At 77.9% G+C, this 457-nt stretch carries 1 protein-coding gene; it reads right to left on the bottom strand.

Features of this window, described 5'->3' with window-relative positions; genetic code table 11:
- Positions 1-449: zf-HC2 domain-containing protein (locus GT030_RS08825; RefSeq protein WP_346009595.1), on the bottom strand; the 449-nt coding region annotated here is incomplete at its 3' end.
- Positions 450-457: the final 8 nt, after the last annotated feature.

The following is a 457-nucleotide window of genomic DNA, read 5'->3' as shown; positions in this document are numbered from 1 at the left end:
GACAGCAGGTGCGCGATCACCCCGGCGACCGTCGTCCGGCGGGTCGCGGGCACACCCGACTCGAACCAGCGCAGCCGTACCGGTGTGTGCCACTCGGCGTCGCCGAAGTCCCGCAGCAGCGCGTCGAGGCGGGCGGTCTCCGCGTCGTACGAGGCCGCCCAGTCGGGGACCGGGACGCGCGGCGGGCGGCGGCGCAGGCAGTTCTCCAGTACCCGGTTGCGCAGGGTGGGGTCGACCTCCAGGCTCTCCGGGCGGTGCAGCAGGCCGACCGCCTCGCGCAGGCGGCGCGCCTCGTCGGCGCAGGCCCCGCACTCGCCGAGGTGCTCCTCCACCGCGTCCGTCTCCGCCGTCGAGCAGGCGGCCAGGGCCCAGGCGCCGAGCAGGGAGCGCAGCACCTCGTGCGGGAGACCGAGCCGCTCGGGTCCGGCGGGGGAGCGGGGCGGGGGCACGTGCCCGG

Origin of the sequence: Streptomyces sp. SID1328 (genome assembly GCF_009865595.1) — a bacterium.
Taxonomy (GTDB): Bacteria; Actinomycetota; Actinomycetes; order Streptomycetales; family Streptomycetaceae; genus Streptomyces; species Streptomyces griseoluteus.
This window is presented reverse-complemented; position numbering and strand designations above follow the sequence as displayed.